This is a genomic window from Bacillus sp. GbtcB14, assembly GCF_019091205.1.
Classification (GTDB): domain Bacteria; phylum Bacillota; class Bacilli; order Bacillales; family Bacillaceae_G; genus Bacillus_A; species Bacillus_A cereus_AG.
Window position 1 is genome coordinate 88242 of record NZ_JAGXJT010000008.1, and the last position, 16774, is coordinate 105015.

Sequence of the window (16774 nt, forward strand, 5' to 3'; positions counted from 1 at the left end):
TCTTTTTCATTTTGTAGGAATAAAGAAAACAGATATAGCTGCGAGAAGACCTGCGAATGAGAATAAGTAAAAATTCCATGCTAAGTCATATTGCATTGTCATAATGATACCGACAAGAATAGGGCCAGCAATTGCACCAACTCGGCCGAGTCCAAGTCCCCAGCCTAAGGAAGTAGCTCGGATATGGGATGGGAAATATTGTGTTACATATGCATTTAATATTTGAGTAATACCGACAGATCCAATTCCAGCAAGACCGATTAAAAGATAAATGATTGTAACAGATGGTTTAATTGTTAATAGTCCAATACATATAGCTGCCATAAGATAGGAGATGCTAATAACAATTTTAGCTCCTATACGATCTGCGATTGCTCCAGCAAATAATGCCCCGACAGCGGCAGTAATATTTAGCATAAGTAAAAATGATAAACTAGATCCAAGAGGGTATCCTGCTTGGCGCATCATTTGAGGTAACCAAGTATTTAAACCGTATATTAAAAACATTCCCATTATATAAGTGATCCAAAAAAGCAGTGTTGCTTTTATGTATTCTTTTGAGAATAACGTAAGAAACCCATTTTTCTTTCGTATATTAGAGGGGGCTTGATGAGTTTCCTCTTTTGCATTAAATTCAATTTGAAAACGATTAAGAATTTGGTCCACTTCGTCTTGGCGATTACGTGATAATAAAAATTGAATGGATTCAGGTAAATAACGAATGATGAAAGGAATGAGGAGTAGCGGAACCATTCCGATGCCAAACATAATTCTCCATCCGAAATCTTCTAACATAAACATAGACAAAATAGCACCTAACACGATACCTAAAGGATAGCCAGTAAACATAAGAGCATAAATAAAAGATTGTCGCTTTTTGGGTGAATATTCAACAGTAAGTGCTGAAGCTGTTGGAATAACACCGCCTAATCCGATTCCTCCGATAAATCGAGATAAACCAAATAATTCAGGGGAAGGAGCAAGTGCAGCAAGACCCATTGTGATAGAAAAAAGTGCTAAACAGCATATAAGCGTCCATTTTCGTCCAATTAGATCTGTAATGGTTCCAACTAGAATAGCGCCAATAAACATCCCGAATAAAGCATAGCTAGCAATTGTACCAGCGTGTGCTGGTGAAAGTGCCCAACTTTTGTCTTCTAGGAGCTTTGGCAGAACGGCACCGTAAATACCTAAATCATATCCATCAGCTAGAATGGCTAGCCAACAAATAAAAACAACAAGTTTTGTAATAGAGCTTGAAAAGATAGTTTCTGTAGATTCTAGATGAGGTGGAGCTGAAGGTTGCATAGTATTCCCTCCTTTTATTTATAGATAAATATATTATTTCATTTGATGTTAATATTTCCCTTCTTATGTCGAAGTTTATCTGAAAAGGTTTTATAACAAATAAAGAAGTTCAACAGGATTCCTGTTGAACTTCTTTATTTGTTTACTCATTATGAACTCGTTTTAACGGTTGATCTGCTGGACCTTCCAGAACATCTCCCTCAATTGAAAAGCGGGAACCGTGGCAAGGGCAGTCCCAAGTACAATCGCCATTATTCCATTCAACTTCGCAGCCGAGATGTGTACAAGTTGTATCGACAATATGTAATTTTCCATCTTTGTCCTTATAAGCACCTGCTCGTTTCCCGTTAACATGCACGACAGATCCTTCACCAACTTCGAGGTCTTCTGGTTGGCGTAATGCGGTTTCCATCTTTCCTTCAATTAAATGTTTCGCAACATCAATGTTCTGAGAGAGGAACGTTTTTATATCTGGATTTGCATGGAAGCGTGATGGTGCATACAGTTCTTTATATGGACTGTGGACTTTTAGAATGGAGTCCTTCAGTAAATGAGCGGCAGCAGTTCCAGTTGTCATTCCCCATTTACGATATCCAGTTGCAACAAATATATTTGGATTTCTTTCGTTAATATGTCCAATATAAGGAAGCTTATCTAGCGTAATTAAATCTTGTGCTGACCATCTATAGGGAACTTCATCTATTCCAAATGTTGCTTCCGCAAAAGAATACAGAGCTTCATAATGAAGCATTGTATTTATTCCTTGTCCTGTTTTATGACTTTCTCCGCCAATTAAAATTAATTTTTCCCCATTGTTTGTTGTATAGCGTAAGGAGCGTTTTGGGTCATCAATACTTAAATACATGCCACCTGGATAATCTGTTTTTGCTTTAATTGCAAGAGCATAAGAGCGTTCAGCATACATTCGCGTAAAGAAAAAGCTATTTGCATCATAAAAAGGAAAATGCGAGCAAGAGACAACATATTTACAAGTGATGCGATGGCCCTCCTTTGTAATGACTTGTGGAGAATCCCCTTTTTCCACATCCATAGCTGTTGTTTGTTCGTAAACTTTTCCGCCCATCTCCACAAACTTTTCTAGAAGTGTTTTCAAATAAAGGATGGGATGGAATTGTGCTTGATTTTTCATGATAAGTGCAGATTGCACTGGAATCGGAATCGATAGAGAGTGAACATAGTCACAAGGTATATTTAATTTTTGATAGGCTTCATATTCTTTCGATAAATTTCTTAATCCATTATCAGTAGTTGTATATAAATATGAATCTTCATTTGAGAAATTACAGTCGATTTTATATGTTTGCACAGTTTCATTAATAAATTTTAGAGCATGATTATTTGATTCATAGTAAAGCCCGGCCTTTTCCACACCGAAATGATTTATTAATTCGTCATAAATAAGATCATGTTGCGCTGTTACCTTTGCTGTTGTATGCCCAGTCGTTCCATTTAAAATAAGACCAGAATCAATTAACACAACATCGATGCCTTCTTTTGCAAGTAAATAGGCAGTAGTAATACCTGTAATACCAGCACCGATAACAGCAACTTTGGTCTTTATATTTTCGGATAAACGAGGGAAAGTAGGAAACTGAGTAGATTCAATCCAATAAGATAGTGGTAGTTGTGGAAATGTATCACTTGTCATTGTGGAAACCTCCTGATTTTAGAACAATTTTCCTTTTAATATTTCCATATTATATGAAATTCATGTGTGCTTTTTTAGAAGGAGTCTATTTTGTTAAAAGAAAGATAAAGTTATTTTAATATAATTATTAAATATTGTCGGTATGAAGAGGTAGAGATTGTGTAAAGCTAGATTTAGGTGAGTGTATTTGTCATTTACACCGAGAATTCTTGAATAAGATAGAGTCTATAGCATGTCAAGGTACGTATATGCATAATGGGTGAAACCTTATAAAATCTATGTTTTTTCTTTAGTGAAATAGAGTATGATTATAAAAGTATAACCAACTTTTATTACTAGGTCATAAAAGTTGTTGACAATATAGAAATTCTATTGATATGATTCATCATGTGGAAAGGTTGATAGAGAGTAAAAAGAGAAATGTTTTTCATTGATAATAAAAGCGAAAAAATAAGTGACGATAGAGTGAGTATATTTTCCTTATAATAGATGCTTTTTGAATCACCTAGTAAAATCAATCTGGAAGCAAGAATTGATATATGTAAGTTGCGCAAGGCGCGGCATAAGAAAGGGGCAAAAGGATGAAGGAGCTTCATACGTTTGGGTGGTATGCAGCACGTGTATCACCACATTTGCCGAAAAAAGCGTTTAAACCAGTTCCTACTCGTTTATTTGGTGGACTGGCTTATTTGCTTGTGGCATTGGCGGGGTTAATATCGATTGGTGTATTTGAATTGAATGTGTGGGCGAATCTAGGAATTGCGATTGTTCTTGGATTATGTTTTGCTTCACTTGGGTTTTTAGGACATGAAATTTTACATGGAACTGTTGTAAGAAAGGCATGGCTACGTGATTTTTTAGGCGCGATTGCATTTATGCCATTATCAACAGGCCCTAAACTTTGGAGAAAGTGGCATAATGCAACGCATCATGTTCATACACAACATGAAGAGAATGATCCAGATGCATGGCCGACACTTGAGAAACTGAAAAAGAGTAAGTTTTTAAGCTGGGTATATCGCATGCCTCTTCATGTTCGTTCATTCTTTAGTTTTCTGTCACTAACCATTCAATTTACGTTACATTCGACTCGAATGTTCTTTCATTTTATAAAGGAATTTAAGTCATCCAATCAAAAATCTGTATGGCTTCAACTTCTTTTGCCTTGGACTGTTTGGATTAGTCTATTGTTTATTATGGGACCTGGAAAATGGTTATTTGCATATGTAATTCCGTTGTTAATTGCTAACTTTATTGTAATGGCATATATCGCAACAAATCACCGCTTAAATCCAATTGTTCCAGTAAATGATCCGTTAGCAAACTGTTTATCAGTAACAGTGCCGCGCTGGGTAGACGTTTTACATTTCAATTTCTCATATCATACAGAACACCATTTGTTCCCTGCTATGAGCTCTAAATACTATCCGTTAGTAAAAGAGAAAATTAAAGAAATGTGGCCGGAACGCTATCATGAGATGCCAATGACAAAAGCTTTGGCAGCGCTATGGAATACACCACGTGTGTATTATCAAGGAAGTGAATTAGTAGATCCGCATAGAGAGCATTTCTATGGATCTTTAGGGAATGGACTAGATCCTCATAATATTTCATATCGTGAGGATCATATAGAGGAAGAAGAGAGTATTAAAAAAATAAATCAGTAAACATAGATATATGTTGCAGTAAAAAAGCAAGCCATCTTAGGCTTGCTTTTTCTTATAAAGAGACTTCTTTTTTATTCTTTGCCCTAACTTGAACTGAATTTGTTTCTTTTCTTTGTAATCGTTTCTCTAAAAGATTAACAAAATAAGTAAATAGAAGAACAAGTACGAGGTAATATAGACCAACGATTATGTATGTTTCTAATTGTTGGAAGTTACTTGCAGCAATTGATAAACCTGATCCCCATAATTCGGACAATCCTACATATGCAACGAGGGAGGAGTCCTTTAATCCAATAATAAACTGATTTCCTAAAGGAGGAAGAGATTGACGAAATGCTTGCGGTAATACGATACGGCGCATCGCTAAAGGATACGGCATACCTAGAGAGCGAGCAGCTTCCAATTGTCCACGGTCGACAGATTGGATGGATCCACGGAAAATTTCAGTAATATATGCACCGTTATGGATTGCTAAAGCAATTGCTCCTGCCCAAAAAGGAGTGAAAACAATAATAGATGTAATACCGAAATAAAGAATGGCGATTTGAACAATTAAAGGTGTACCACGAATAATAGCGATGTATACATGAGCAATACTATTTAGAATTTTATTGTTAGAGATTCGAAAAAAAGCGAATAGTAATCCAATTAGTGAACCGAGTAATAGGGATGTTAGTGTTAATTGTAATGTTATAATAGTAGCCTTTAAGAGTGTGGGATAAGTAGACATAAAAATTTCAAACATATGTGTCACCTCATATTGTATGGATTTTGGTAGGGAATGAAATACCCCACTAATTATTAACCCACACTAATTGGGAGTTTTACTGCCCATAAATAGCGGGATAAAAAGTGGGGCATAATTCATGAAACATTTGACTAGCTAATTTACTTCGTTTTTTCTTCTTCACCAAGAATATTACGCCCAAACCATTTTTTACTGATCTTTTCATACGTACCATCTTTAATGATTTCATCTAAAGCTTTATTTACTTTCTCAACCATTTCCTTATCATCTTTACGAATAGCAATTCCCATTTCATCAAGGTTTAATGGTTTTCCAGCTTCTTTTATATTCGATTTACCTTCTTTGATCATGCGTAACCCAACCATTTGATCTGTGATTACTGCGTCAATACGTCCAGGCTCTAAGTCCATAAGGGCAGTAATATCGCTATCGTATTCTGTAATTTGATCTGTGTGTTTTGCAACAAGGTCTTTAAAAGTACTAGCTTTTACAACACCAATTTTCTTACCTTTCAAATCTTCTGGAGAAGAGATTGATGTATTCTTTTTAGCCACAAAAATTTGGGCACCAGAACGGTAATAAGGATTTGAGAAATTAACAGCTTTTAAGCGTTCTTCTGTAATTGCCATACTACCCAATATTGCATCATATTTTTTCGCTTTGAGACCTTGGATTAGCGTTTCCCACGGATTTGTAATAGGAGTGGGTTTCATATTCATTTTTTTCGCAAGTGCCTCACCTATTTCTACATCAAAACCGGCAAGCTTTCCGTCATTTTCTTTGTAGTTAAAAGGTTTATATAAGCCACTCATTGCATAACGAAATTCTTTTTCACCATTAGAAGAAGTAGTAGCACTTTCCTTGCTACAGGCTCCTAGTATGAAGGATGTACATAATGTAATACTAGCAACAATGGTTAATAATTTTCTTTTCATAAAACCCCTCCTATATATTGATCATACGGATGGTTTTAAGTATGTTATTGAGATATTTTATTTAGATGATTAGTTGTGCACCGTATGAATGTATTTCTTTTCGTTTGAAACAGAAGTTACATTTATAAAACGTTGCGTAAAAATTGTTTTGCTCGTTCATGTGATGGGGCTGAAAAGAATTGCGCTGGCGGAGCGTCCTCTACAATCTTTCCATCATCCATAAAAATGACGCGATCAGCTACATCTCTCGCGAAATTCATTTCATGAGTAACAATAACCATGGTCATTCCATCTTCAGCAAGTTCTTTCATAACTTGCAATACTTCTCCAACAAGTTCAGGGTCTAAGGCTGAGGTAGGTTCATCAAATAGCATAATTTTAGGATTCATAGCAAGAGCTCTTGCTATGGCAATGCGCTGTTTTTGACCACCTGAAAGGAGGTGTGGAGTTACATCTGCTTTATCTTGTAGGCCGACTTTTTGCAAAAGCTGATTTCCAATCTCCTTTGCATTTGCCGTTTCTAATTTTTTTACATGAATAGGTGCTTCTATGATGTTTTCTAGTGAGGTCATATGGGGAAAGAGGTTAAAGTGCTGAAAAACCATACCGACATTTTCACGGACTTTGTTTAAATTTGAATGCTTTGGATCAATTCGTTCACCTTGTAAGTGAATTTCACCTTCATCGTACATTTCTAAAAAGTTAAGACAGCGAAGTAATGTACTTTTACCGGAACCACTGGCACCAATTAAAACAACAACTTCTTTTTCTTTTACTTCTAAATCAATTCCTTTTAAAACATCAAGTGAGCCGAATGATTTTACTAGATTTCGAACCTGAATCATACAAAACCCCCAGTCAAAAATATATTTTACAAATGTTGCCCCTTATTTCTGTTATTAGTCATAAATTGTCAGAATCCTTTATTTTTTTCGAAGGACAGTTCATATATAAGTAAATCTGAATGTATAATTCAAATAGAAAAACCACCTAAATTAGGTGATTTTTTTATATACTTACAAGTTTTTAATTTTAAATTGAGTTGCGAACGCTTCTAATTCTTCAACAAATTTTTGCATTTGAAGAGACATATTTGTAATATCCTGTACTGATACCGATTGGGCTTGTGAAGATTGGGAAGTATAATTAGTCTCAGAAACTATATTTTGTGAAATTGAAGAGATATTAATAAGTGCGCTATTTATCTCTTCTGAGCTTGCTGACATTTCTTCTGCACTTGCTGTAATATCTTGTATTTGATCTGTAACTTCATTAATATGATTCACAATATTATGGAATGCTAATTTTGCATTTTGAACGGCATGAATGCCTTCTTGAATTTCTTGTTGGCCTTTCCCCATAACGTTGACTACATCTTTTGTATCATCTTGTACGAGTAAGTTTAGTTTTGTTATATCTGTAGCGGCTTGTTTGGATTGTTCAGCAAGCTTACGAACCTCTTCGGACACGACTGCAAATCCTTTCCCGTGTTCACCGGCGCGAGCAGATTCAATTGCAGCGTTTAAAGATAATAGATTTGTTTGTTCAGAAATGTAAGTAATAGTTTGTAATGCTTTATCGATATCTTGTGTACGAACAACTAATTGATCTACCACTTTATATATTTCATCCATGACAGTATGGATAGTTGTCATTTGAGAAATAGATTTCTCAATGATTTCGCTTCCTACATTCGCCTTATCAGAAGTAGAGATAGCTAAGTTTGAGATCGTTGTAGAAGATTCAGCTATGCTTTGCACGCCATTTGCTATTTCATCCATTGCTGTAGAACTATCTTTAATATTTGCAGATTGATCATTAATATGGTGAGACAACTGTTTCATTGTATTTGCAATGTTATCCATAGTAGAAGAGGAGACAGTTGCTGTTTCAACAATGTGATTTGTAGAGCCTTTTACTTTTGCACTTGTTTGAATCACATTATTAATAATTTGCTGTAAATTTAATATCATTTGATCAAAACTATTAAACATATGACCAAATTCATGATGATATTGTTTTGGTACAGCAACGGTTAAATCTCCTTTTCCAGCTGTATTCATTATGCTCCGTAATGAATTGATTGGATTAATAATAGATTTAGCAGTAAATAAGGAGATAAGAATGCAAAGAACTAAACATGCAATGAATAAAATAATTGTTACGCTGATCACTTTTTTATAAGAGTGCTCGCTGTCGTTGTACACACTTTCAGCTAACTTTTCGTTATAATCACTAAGATTTTTTAAAGCACCTACTGTAGCCGATAAATTAGGTTCAACTGTAGTTAGGTAAAATGAATATGCTTGATTAAATTTATTCTCTTTAATGAGATCAAGCATTTGAACCCGATGCTTTTTATAGTTTTCTAGTTTTTCTTTAAATTGGCTGAAGAGCTTTTTTTCTTTGCCTGTTATGTATGTATTTTCGTATTGGGCTTGTAATTTTTCGGTTTCTTTATTTGTATCATTTAATTTATTTAAAATTGTAGTGCGTCGATTTTCATCTTCAGTAATAATGAGTTCCTTTACATAACTAAACTCTTGGTACATGCTGCTCTCAATAGAGCCTAGCCATTTAATGGGTAGTAGACGATCCACATATACTGTTTGAATTTGTTTGTGCATGTGTTGTAAATTTATATAATTTACAACACTAATAACTAATATGGAAAGAATCGGTACTGCCACTAATAATATCAATCTGTTTATAACGTTTAAACGATTTAAAATTTTTAACATAGAATCACCTAACCTTAAATTATTTAGTTGAATATATAATTGGCATCCAAATAAAAGTATACATTATTTTCATTTATATACTGAAAAAGTAATGTAATGAATATGTAAATAAAAAAATAAAAATCGATATATCTTTCTATAAGGAAAATATGGATAATAATATATAGATAGTATGTATATTACTTATGAGGAGGAATGAGAAATGGAAAAGGAGAAGAAAACTTTTTCCTTTGGTTTACGTACACAACTTATGCTATTTACTACAGTTTTAGCTTTTATTACATATTCAACAAGCATATTTTTTATTTACGTGATATACGATTATTTTCAAAGTTATGTAAGTCAAACTGTCTATAATATTATCGTTATGTTATTAGGTGTAGTATGGTCTGGGATTTTAGCATATGGAGCAGCAAACTTTTTAATTAAACCACTTCGGAAATTGGAGGAGGCTGCAAGGAAGGCTGCCGATGGTGATATTCGTGAAGATGTCCCATTACCAAAAACAGATGATGAGATTAAATCTTTAAGTGTTGCATTTAATATGATGCTAGGGAACTTAAGAGGTATGGTAAAAAATATTGATACTACATTTTCGTATACAAATAATCAAGTTCAGCAAATTAGAAAGCAAACAGGGGAAGCGACAAAACAAGCGCGAGGTGTTTCTGAAACTCTTGCAGAGATTTCTTCTGGCGCTGAGCAATCAGCTGCTTCCATTCAGGCAATTGTTTCTACCGTTGATACAACAACTTCTATTGCGAGTGAAGTAGAAGAAAAAGCAAAGCAGTCTGACGAGTTGTCTTTAGAAATGGTTCAAGCTTTAGGGCAAAGTACACGTGTCTTTACTTCTTTAATTCAAGGTATTCAAACATTGGCAAAAGAAAATGAAGATTCGATGCAAAATGTACAGAAGTTAGAAGAACGAATGAAACAAGTAGAACATATTGTTTCTGTTGTGAGTGAGATTGCTAGTCAAACGAATTTATTAGCACTGAATGCTTCTATTGAGGCAGCTCGTGCTGGAGAGCATGGAAGGGGCTTTGCGGTTGTTGCGGAAGAAGTACGGAAACTTGCCGATGAAAGTGATCATTCTGCAAGAAACATATCGCAGTTATTACGAAATATGCAAGATGAAGTGCAACAAGTCGCATTGAAAATGACAGAGCAAGTGAAAATAGCTAAAGAAGAGGCAGAACGTGGGGCAGCTACGGAATTAATTTTAAAAGAAATGTCATCAAGTGTTATGGAAGTAGCCGATGCAACGAAGCAAATTAGTAGCTATATGAACGAACAAGTGAGTCACATTCATCAAACAGGGGCACAGACGAAGGCTGTAGCAGCAATTGCTGAGGAAACATCAGCTGGTTCACAAGAAGTGGCACGTGTGACGTTGCAACAATCTAAAAATATGGTAGTAATCGATCAATTGTTAAAGGATTTAGAGAAGCAAGCAGCGGACTTGAAACAAACAATTGAACGATTTTCAATGTAAAAAGGAAGAACAGCATGCTGTTCTTCCTTTTTACGTATGAAATGGTGGAATACTTTGTTGAAAACGAAAAACATTGCATGGGTCATAAGCTGTTTTCACCTTACGTAGTCTATGAAAGTTAGAACCATAATAACTCGTTTGCCAATTTTTAATGTCGATATCGGGCCAATTGACATAGTCACCTAGTGTATATGGATCTAAGCTTTCTCGTAAATCTTTAACCCAGCGTATGTTACGATTTTCTTCAGCATCGCATTTCCAAGCGGTAATGTACTCTTGCGCAATAATTGCCTTACGATGAAAATAAGCTGTTTCAGTAGGTGAAATATTTTCGACAGCACCTATGAGCGATTGGTGCCAAATACTCGCATCTTTATTAGGAGCATGAGAAAGAAAATGTTGCATAATTTGAATTCCTTTAAGAGGGATAGGTTTATACACGTAGGAACCAGAACGCTTAAAGTTTTCAGGAATATTACCACTATTAAAGAATTGAACAGCTTTTATATACGGAACTTCATCTATAAAAAGTGAAGGGGTACCAGTTTCAAGAAGAGGAGATAATAAAGAATGGAGTTCAGAGGGAGGGCCAACAAATTCACCTTTTACTTCAATTTTATTTCGTTGCTTTGCGAATAATTCAATTGATGAAGTGAGACGTTCGTCTATATAAGGCGCCCAGTTTTGCCACGCTTGAAATGCAGCGATAAAATCTTCCCATTCCCATGTAATTGAGAAGATTGATACATTCTTTATAGGATGCACTCGAAAAGTTAAAGAAGTAACAATTCCGAAGTTTCCACCACCACCACCGCGGCATGCCCAAAATAAGTTATGGTTTTCATGTTCGTTTGCACGAATGATTTTTGCTCCAAATTTACCGCACGCTTGTACCATTTCAATTTCTACTAATTGATCACATGTTAATCCAAATAAGCGTGAAAGCATACCGATGCCACCGCCAAGTGCTAATCCAACAATTCCAACGCTTGCGCTTGTACCAGCCGGTATTGTCACACCATAATTCCAAAGCTCTTTATAGACAGTGCCAAGATTTGCACCAGCTTCAATTGTTGCTGTTAATGTATCTGAATTAACAGTAATGCGATGCATTTCACTCACGTCAATAATAAGCCCACGATTTAAAAGAGAGAAATTTTCATAGCTATGACGGCCGCTTCTTAAGCGAAATGGTACATGACGTTCGCGTGCCCATTTTAAGGCGTTACACACATCATTTTTATTTTGACAAAAAACAATAATACAAGGGAGTTTTGGAATACTTAAATTTAAATTCATTCGGGCTACGTCATAGTCAGGATCTGAGGGAACAACAATACGACCTGTTAATTTTGTTTGTTTCAATTTATCACTCCTTTCTAAAAATAAACAGTGCTTTTTATTAATATATGAAAAGCGCATGTAACGTGTGTGGACAAGAGCAGGTGAGGAATGAGATTTGCTTTTGTGAGAAATAAATAAAGCATAAGAATAAGGAATCTACATAGAGTTCAATGAAAACAGTTGCAAACTATTCATATTTTGTTATGATAGTGTTACGAAAACGTTTGCATAAATTTTCCGATGGGATGCAAAAGGAGAGAATGACTATGAATAAGACATGGTGGAAAGAAGCGGTTGCTTATCAAATTTACCCACGTAGCTTTATGGATTCAAATGGTGATGGTATTGGAGATTTACAAGGTATTATTGCGAAATTGGATTATTTAAAAGATTTAGGTATAGATGTAATTTGGATTTGTCCAATGTATAAGTCACCTAATGATGATAATGGTTATGACATTAGTGATTATCAAGATATCATGGATGAGTTTGGTACGATGGAAGACTTTGATGCTTTACTAGATGAAGTTCATAAGCGTGATATGAAGCTTATTATTGATTTGGTTATTAATCATACAAGTGATGAACATCCATGGTTTATTGAGTCTCGTTCATCTAAAGACAATCCGAAGCGTGATTGGTATATTTGGCACGATGGTAAAGATGGTGCGGAACCAAACAACTGGGAAAGTATTTTTAATGGTTCGGCATGGGAATATGATGAAGAAACAGAGCAATATTATTTACATTTATTCTCGCGTAAACAACCAGATTTAAACTGGGAGAATAAAGAAGTTCGCGAAGTGCTATACGATACAGTTAATTGGTGGCTTGATAAAGGAATTGATGGTTTCCGAGTGGATGCAATTAGCCATATTAAAAAAGAAGATGGCTTCAAAGATATGCCGAATCCAAAAGAACTAAAGTATGTACCATCTTTTGATAAACATATGAATGTGGATGGTATTCAACCTTTATTAGAAGAGTTAAAAGAAAATACGTTTTCTAAGTACGATATTATGACTGTTGGTGAAGCGAATGGCGTTAAGATTGAAGATGCTGAGCTTTGGGTTGGAGAAGAGCAAGGCAAGTTCAATATGGTATTCCAATTCGAGCATTTAAGCCTATGGGATGCAGAGAAGAAGAAAGATCTTGATGTTGTAGGGTTGAAAAAGGTGTTAACGAAATGGCAAAAAGGGTTAGAAAATAAAGGATGGAATGCTTTATATATTGAGAATCACGATAAGCCACGTATCGTTTCAACTTGGGGAGATGATAAACAATATTGGCGTGAAAGTGCAACGGCTCTTGGAGCAATGTATTTCTTTATGCACGGTACACCGTTTATTTATCAAGGACAAGAAATTGGGATGACAAATGTTCAATTCCCAAATATTGAAGATTACGACGATGTAGCAATTAAAAATTTATATCGCGAGAAGATTGCAGAGGGTGTATCACATCAAGATATGATGGAGATTATATGGGCTTCTTGCCGCGATAATTCACGTACACCTATGCAGTGGAACGATGAGATGAATGCTGGCTTTACAACAAGTACACCTTGGTTTGGTATGAATCCAAACTACAAAGAAATTAATGTTGAAAAGCAAAAGAATGAAGAGAACTCTATTTTCAGCTTCTATAAGAAAATGATTGCCCTGAAAAAAGAGCATGATGTACTGAATTACGGTACGTACGATTTACTTTTAGAAGACGATCCGCAAATTTATGCATATACTCGTACATTAAACGATGAAAAAATCGTTGTAATTAGTAATATCACAAAAGAGGAAGCGGTATATAATGAGGGTTCATTTGCACTAGAACGCAAACGTTTGCTTTTAAATAACTATGAAGTTGCGGAACATGAACAAGTGACTACAATTACGTTAAAACCTTATGAAACAAGGGTTTATCGCATTTCATAATAAAAAAGGATGCTCTTAGAGCATCTTTTTTTATGAAAAAAAATAAATTTCTATTGCAAAGTGAAAACGCTTTTATTAAAATAGATTTATGAAAACGGTTGCGTAAAGATAAAAATAAAGTTACATAAGGAATCGTTTTCATGAGAGAAACAGAAATTATAATTTAAATCATTATGTTGTTATAAATAAAGGGGAGGAAGAACAGATGAAAATTACGTCTTTTGATTTTTGGCAAAAGTTCGGGAAAGCATTATTAGTTGTTGTAGCTGTAATGCCAGCAGCTGGTTTAATGATTTCTATTGGTAAGTTAATTGGGATGTCTGCTGGGGATATTAATGCAGTTCATACAATCGCTCGCGTAATGGAAGATATCGGTTGGGCAATTATTACAAATCTGCACATCTTATTCGCAGTAGCAATTGGGGGATCTTGGGCGAAAGATCGCGCAGGTGGTGCATTTGCAGCACTATTAGCATTCGTCTTAACGAATAGAATTACAGGAGCAATATTTGGAGTAAACGCTGAAATGTTAGCGGATTCAAAAGCGACAGTTTCTTCAGTATTAGCAGGAGATTTAGTTGTAAAAGATTACTTTACTTCTGTACTTGGTGCACCAGCATTAAACATGGGAGTTTTCGTAGGGATTATCACAGGTTTCTTAGGAGCTACTCTATATAACAAATATTATAACTATAACAAACTGCCACAGGCATTAGCATTCTTTAACGGAAAACGATTCGTACCATTTGTTGTAATTGTTTGGTCTACAGTCACTGCAATTGTATTATCACTTTTATGGCCATTCATCCAAAGTGGATTAAATGAATTTGGTCGCTGGATTGCAGCTTCAAAGGATAGTGCACCGGTTGTTGCACCGTTTGTATATGGAACGTTAGAGCGTTTACTATTACCATTCGGTTTACACCATATGTTAACGATTCCGATGAACTACACAGAGCTAGGCGGAACATATACAATGTTAACTGGCTCAAAAGTGGGACAAATTGTAGCAGGACAAGATCCATTATGGCTTGCATGGATTACAGATTTAAATAACTTATTAGCAAGTGGAGATACGAAAGCATATAACGATCTATTAAATAATGTTGTACCAGCTCGTTTCAAAGCTGGACAAGTAATCGGTTCAACAGCAGCGTTAATGGGTATTGCTTTCGCGATGTTCCGTAATGTTGATAAAGAAAAACGTGCAAAATATAAACCAATGTTCTTATCAGCAGCATTAGCAGTATTCTTAACAGGTGTAACAGAACCAATTGAATTCATGTTCATGTTTATTGCTCCAGTATTATATGTTGTATATGCAATTACAACAGGACTTGCATTCGCATTAGCAGATTTAATCAACTTACGTGTTCACGCATTTGGATTTATTGAGTTAATTACTCGTACACCGATGATGGTTAATGCAGGATTAACTAGAGATTTAATCAATTTCGTTATCGTTTCATTAGTATTCTTCGGTCTGAACTTTACATTATTCAATTTCTTAATTAAAAAATTCAATTTACCAACACCAGGACGTGCAGGTAACTATATTGATAATGAAGATGAGTCATCAGAAGGAACAGGAAATGTACAAGAGGGTTCATTAGCAACAAAAGTTATTGATTTATTAGGTGGTAAAGAAAACATTGCTGACGTAGATGCTTGTATGACGCGTTTACGTGTAACAGTAAAAGATTTAGATGTTGTTGCACCAGAAGCACAGTGGAAACAAAATGGTGCTTTAGGACTTATCGTAAAAGATAAAGGTGTACAAGCAGTATATGGTCCGAAAGCTGACGTATTAAAGTCAGACATTCAAGATATGTTAGGTGCGTAATAATATGAAATTGCTAACTTTAAACTGTCACTCTTGGCAAGAAGAGAATCAAATGGAAAAGATAAAATATCTTGCTAAAGTCATTCAAGAAGAAGAGTACGATGTCATCGCATTGCAAGAAGTAAGTCAGTCGATAGGGGCTAAAAATGTATGCGGTAACAAGAAAGAAGATAATTTTGGACTTTTACTATTAGAAGAGTTAAAAGCTTTACATGTAAAAGATTACAATATTACTTGGGATTTCTCTCATATTGGTTATGATGTGTATGAAGAAGGATTAGCGATTCTAACGAAACATAATGTTATAAATGAAGATACGTTTTTTGTATCAGAAAATAAGGATACAACGTATTGGAAAACACGCAAAATTGTAAGTGCAACAATTGCTTATAATGGTAAGAACATCACGTTTTACTCTTGTCACCTCGGTTGGTGGAATGATGAAGAAGAGTCATTCAAAGGTCAAGTTGATCGTTTAATGGAGCATGTAAATCGCAATGAATTTTCCTTCTTAATGGGTGATTTTAATAACAATGCTCGTTTGGAAGGCGAAGGTTATGAATATATGATACAAAAAGGTTTGTATGACACATATGAACTAGCAATAGAGAAGGATGAAGGAACAACTGTCCAAGGTGAGATTGCTGGTTGGGATGAAAATAAATATAATTTACGAATCGATTTAATATTGTGTAACCAAAGTGAAAAAATTCGTTCTTCAAAAGTCATTTTTAATGGTACGAACCGAAATGTAATTTCAGATCATTTCGGTGTAGAAGTACAAGTAGGTATATAATAGAAGAAATCCTCACAGATGATGAAAAGCTGTGAGGATTTTTTTGAGGAATACAAGTATTTCCAAGAGAAAATACTTGTATTTTTTATGACATTTCCTATATATTTGTTATTATTGAATGTAAAACTAATTTGGTCATTTTGTATGCATACTTTTTTTACTTCGTTATATAATGAAGTAAGTGAAATATTTAATGGGAAAAATAGTGTGTTTTCGTTTAATCCACGATGTAGAAAGTGATATAATTGCAAAATGTATGTATCATTTTCTAAAGAAGGAAAAATATATAATTAGGTG

At 34.9% G+C, this 16774-nt stretch carries 12 protein-coding genes and 1 pseudogene; 6 read left to right on the forward strand and 7 right to left on the reverse strand.

The features are described 5' to 3' along the window. Positions 1-6: 6 nt before the first annotated feature. Both KVT31_RS21870 and KVT31_RS21875 read right to left on the reverse strand, forming a co-directional pair. Positions 7-1308, reverse strand: a complete 1302-nt coding sequence (locus KVT31_RS21870) for an MFS transporter (RefSeq protein WP_088094971.1) — start codon at positions 1306-1308, stop codon at positions 7-9. Between the two features lie 142 nt (positions 1309-1450). Next, positions 1451-2977 carry an FAD-dependent oxidoreductase gene (locus KVT31_RS21875; protein ID WP_088094972.1) on the reverse strand — a complete coding sequence of 509 codons (1527 nt, stop codon included), beginning with the start codon at positions 2975-2977 and terminating at the stop codon, positions 1451-1453. 581 nt (positions 2978-3558) lie between these two features. Between KVT31_RS21875 and desB the strand changes: the two genes are divergently transcribed. Continuing rightward, positions 3559-4644, forward strand: a complete 1086-nt coding sequence (gene desB, locus KVT31_RS21880) for a Delta(10) desaturase DesB (RefSeq protein ID WP_000661222.1) — start codon at positions 3559-3561, stop codon at positions 4642-4644. A 52-nt stretch (positions 4645-4696) separates the two neighbouring features. On the opposite strand, the gene KVT31_RS21885 is transcribed toward desB, so the two are convergent. From KVT31_RS21885 to KVT31_RS21900, 4 genes are all read right to left on the reverse strand, one after another. Further along, positions 4697-5389: an amino acid ABC transporter permease gene (locus KVT31_RS21885; RefSeq protein WP_088094973.1), complete on the reverse strand. Its 693-nt coding sequence runs from the start codon at positions 5387-5389 to the stop codon at positions 4697-4699. A gap of 143 nt (positions 5390-5532) precedes the next feature. Further along, positions 5533-6327: an ABC transporter substrate-binding protein gene (locus KVT31_RS21890; protein ID WP_088094974.1), complete on the reverse strand. Its 795-nt coding sequence runs from the start codon at positions 6325-6327 to the stop codon at positions 5533-5535. A gap of 122 nt (positions 6328-6449) precedes the next feature. Beyond that, positions 6450-7172, reverse strand: a complete 723-nt coding sequence (locus KVT31_RS21895) for an amino acid ABC transporter ATP-binding protein (RefSeq protein WP_088094975.1) — start codon at positions 7170-7172, stop codon at positions 6450-6452. A 171-nt stretch (positions 7173-7343) separates the two neighbouring features. Further along, positions 7344-9068, reverse strand: a complete 1725-nt coding sequence (locus tag KVT31_RS21900; protein ID WP_088094976.1) for a methyl-accepting chemotaxis protein — start codon at positions 9066-9068, stop codon at positions 7344-7346. Between the two features lie 367 nt (positions 9069-9435). On the opposite strand from KVT31_RS21900, the pseudogene KVT31_RS31020 reads away from it, so the two are divergent. Further along, positions 9436-9621 (forward strand): annotated as a pseudogene (locus KVT31_RS31020) (HAMP domain-containing protein); the annotation flags it as partial. A 15-nt stretch (positions 9622-9636) separates the two neighbouring features. Further along, on the forward strand, positions 9637-10563 hold the full coding sequence (locus tag KVT31_RS21905) for a methyl-accepting chemotaxis protein (RefSeq protein ID WP_423779779.1): 927 nt from the start codon (positions 9637-9639) through the stop codon (positions 10561-10563). Positions 10564-10593: 30 nt separating this feature from the next. Here the strand turns inward: KVT31_RS21905 and KVT31_RS21910 are convergent, their stop codons facing one another. Then, positions 10594-11928 (reverse strand): FAD-binding oxidoreductase, encoded by a 1335-nt coding sequence (locus KVT31_RS21910; RefSeq protein WP_088094978.1) that lies wholly within the window; start codon positions 11926-11928, stop codon positions 10594-10596. 245 nt (positions 11929-12173) lie between these two features. On the opposite strand from KVT31_RS21910, the gene KVT31_RS21915 reads away from it, so the two are divergent. The 3 genes from KVT31_RS21915 (at position 12174) to KVT31_RS21925 (ending at position 16477) form a co-directional block, all read left to right on the forward strand. After that, positions 12174-13838, forward strand: a complete 1665-nt coding sequence (locus tag KVT31_RS21915) for a glycoside hydrolase family 13 protein (RefSeq protein ID WP_088094979.1) — start codon at positions 12174-12176, stop codon at positions 13836-13838. A 205-nt stretch (positions 13839-14043) separates the two neighbouring features. Continuing rightward, on the forward strand, positions 14044-15681 hold the full coding sequence (locus KVT31_RS21920; RefSeq protein WP_088094980.1) for a PTS transporter subunit IIBC: 1638 nt from the start codon (positions 14044-14046) through the stop codon (positions 15679-15681). Between the two features lie 4 nt (positions 15682-15685). After that, the gene (locus tag KVT31_RS21925; RefSeq protein ID WP_088094981.1) at positions 15686-16477 is read left to right on the forward strand and encodes an endonuclease/exonuclease/phosphatase family protein; all 792 of its coding nucleotides are present in this window, start codon (positions 15686-15688) and stop codon (positions 16475-16477) included. Positions 16478-16774 lie beyond the last annotated feature (297 nt).

Coding starts and splice junctions, on each gene's coding strand:
- KVT31_RS21900 (WP_088094976.1), bottom strand. CDS start 9,068: ATGTTAAAAATTTTAAATCGTTTAAACGTTATAAACAGATTGATATTA.
- KVT31_RS21870 (WP_088094971.1), bottom strand. CDS start 1,308: ATGCAACCTTCAGCTCCACCTCATCTAGAATCTACAGAAACTATCTTT.
- KVT31_RS21875 (WP_088094972.1), bottom strand. CDS start 2,977: ATGACAAGTGATACATTTCCACAACTACCACTATCTTATTGGATTGAA.
- KVT31_RS21925 (WP_088094981.1), top strand. CDS start 15,686: ATGAAATTGCTAACTTTAAACTGTCACTCTTGGCAAGAAGAGAATCAA.
- KVT31_RS21920 (WP_088094980.1), top strand. CDS start 14,044: ATGAAAATTACGTCTTTTGATTTTTGGCAAAAGTTCGGGAAAGCATTA.
- KVT31_RS21890 (WP_088094974.1), bottom strand. CDS start 6,327: ATGAAAAGAAAATTATTAACCATTGTTGCTAGTATTACATTATGTACA.
- KVT31_RS21915 (WP_088094979.1), top strand. CDS start 12,174: ATGAATAAGACATGGTGGAAAGAAGCGGTTGCTTATCAAATTTACCCA.
- KVT31_RS21895 (WP_088094975.1), bottom strand. CDS start 7,172: ATGATTCAGGTTCGAAATCTAGTAAAATCATTCGGCTCACTTGATGTT.
- KVT31_RS21885 (WP_088094973.1), bottom strand. CDS start 5,389: ATGTTTGAAATTTTTATGTCTACTTATCCCACACTCTTAAAGGCTACT.
- KVT31_RS21905 (WP_423779779.1), top strand. CDS start 9,637: ATGGTAAAAAATATTGATACTACATTTTCGTATACAAATAATCAAGTT.
- desB (WP_000661222.1), top strand. CDS start 3,559: ATGAAGGAGCTTCATACGTTTGGGTGGTATGCAGCACGTGTATCACCA.